The sequence below is a fragment of the Metallosphaera yellowstonensis MK1 genome (genome assembly GCF_000243315.1).
In the GTDB taxonomy this organism is placed as follows: domain Archaea; phylum Thermoproteota; class Thermoprotei_A; order Sulfolobales; family Sulfolobaceae; genus Metallosphaera; species Metallosphaera yellowstonensis.
Map to the genome: position 1 here is coordinate 1 of NZ_JH597763.1, position 2,173 is coordinate 2,173.

1 protein-coding gene and 1 pseudogene are annotated in these 2,173 nt (G+C 50.0%); both read right to left on the reverse strand.

What is annotated here, in order from left to right; translation table 11 throughout:
• Nucleotides 1-956: NRAMP family divalent metal transporter (locus METMK1DRAFT_RS07360; RefSeq protein ID WP_009072380.1), on the reverse strand; the 956-nt coding region annotated here is incomplete at its 3' end.
• Between the two features lie 193 nt (nt 957-1,149).
• A pseudogene (locus tag METMK1DRAFT_RS07365) lies at nt 1,150-2,173 on the reverse strand (IS200/IS605 family accessory protein TnpB-related protein); the annotation flags it as partial.

The window sequence follows — 2,173 nt, forward strand, 5'->3', positions numbered from 1 at the left end:
GACGTAGGGACTAGGGATATAACAAGGGCCGCCGGTACACTTTCCACCATGTATATCATGTAGGCTCTCTCTCGCTCAACCCCCAAGGCCTCAACTACGCCCCAAGCGCTACCTAAGGATATCACCACCAGGGCCAAGAAGGCCGCAGATATCAATCCTACGGAGAAGAGAGAGGGAGCCAATGGACTCGCAGAGGCCAGAGCGGTGTACAGTGATCTGGGAGAGAGGAAGTCCGTTGAAGGATCGAGGCCAGCGGTAGACATCTCAACGAACACCATCAAGATCTCCGTGGCGATGGCTCCCACAAACGTCTCCACTCTCACCCTCTTCATTGCCTCTCCTGTACCGACTCCCTCCTTTCTCGTGGACCACTTTATCGCAGTAGCCGAGGCCTGAAAGAACAACATGAAGGGCATTATCACTGCCCCCACGTTAGCTGCCAGGAGGAAGAGGAACGATGGTGAGGATGAGACTACCAGGATGGGATGCGGTTTGAGACCTCTTTGCCAGAGAACTAGTCCAAAGGAAAGGAAAAGGAGTGGGGACAGTGCCAACAGTGCTCTCTCAGCCTGGCTATACTTGTTGCCCACGACGAGGAAGACGTGGGCCAGGAAGACTATGGGTACTGATATCAGAGGAGGCACTCCGAACACGGCAAAACCCACAGCAGCGCCAGCGTACTCTACGGCGTAGGTGAGAACGTCTGTCAGGGCCATGGGAAACGCCATCAACACGGCTGTCCTCCTTGAGTAATTCTCCCTCACAAGTTCACCGAGACCCTTGCCGGTGACCAATCCTATCCTCCCAGAGGCCTCCTGGATGAAGTAAAGGGGTATGACCAAGAGGAGGAGAAACCATATGAGGGAGTACTTGAGGACCACCCCAGTCTCTGCCGCACCTATCGTACTTGATGCATCCATGTCGGCCATCATCACGAGCCACGCTGGGCCAAACATGATGAAGAGATTTTTAAGGTTACGACGTGGCGTATTCCATTTACGAAGCATCGTAAACAACTTTACGGTTCTGGTTATAAGGTTTTTCCCTTACCTTTTAGTTGCCGTTATCAACAAACTAGTTTCAGCGTTGACACGAATCGTATTGATCCGTTGAGCAAGTTTACAGGGGTGAGTTACTTCCCGTTTATCCCTACACTTTCATTTCAATCATTTTATGTTCATTCATGATCGAGTGTAGGGACTTAGCCCTCAACCACCCACTTAAGGTAGGTGGGTCATGGGACTCCTTCGAGCCCAACGGCACGGGGCTCACATCTCCAGCCCTCTTCGCTAAGTTGTACAGCGCAACCACGTCCCTATGCCACCTCTCCTTCCCCTTCCCACAAACACCAACCCTTGGGGCATCGCCCCCATCGGGTCGGTAAACGATCTTCGTCCCGTGGACTGGGCAAACAGTGGAAGTATAGGAGGGATTAACTAAGAGTACGGGGACACCGAACTCCCCAGCCTTCTCAATAATAGCGTTCTTCATTGAGGAAAATGCAGATCTATAAATCCTCAACCTAAGCTGTTTATCCTTCACGTCCTTTATCATATGCTCCGGAGTTCTCCCCGGCAAGTCCTCTAAGACAATTGCACTCCTACTTTCAAAAGCCTCTTTGACGATCAGCTTGGCTAATTTCCTCCTAACGTCTACTTTCTTATCCCTCTCCCTCAGCCTCTTTAACTTCCCCCTCACTTCCCTATCCTTAGTTGACCTACCAGTAATTATTGCCTTCCTCCTATACTCATAGCCCAGAGTGATCCTCTTAGTGTTAGTCTCTAAAAGCATCGGTTTTCCATCAACTAATACAGAGACCGAATCCTCGTTAAGGTCGACGGGAATAAACGTTTAGGTTCATAAGGTTTAACATCCCTCTTAAAAATGACGTAGAACTCTACAACGTTCCCCTTCAACAGCCTAAACCTGGCCTCACTGGCAATTGACCAGCCCTTGTTGTAATATCTCCAGAAGATCTTAGGGAAGATTGGGGAAATGAAAACCCTACTCCTCTTTGCGGAAATTGAAATCGTGTCGAGACTGAACTTCCACAGATGATCATCCAGGTGAATAGTGACTCTCCTCACAGACGGTTTCTCAGTGTAGGCCCTACCTCTCCTCTTCAACTTCTCAAAACTGTCTAATCTCTCGCTTGCGTCCTCACAAGCGGTGT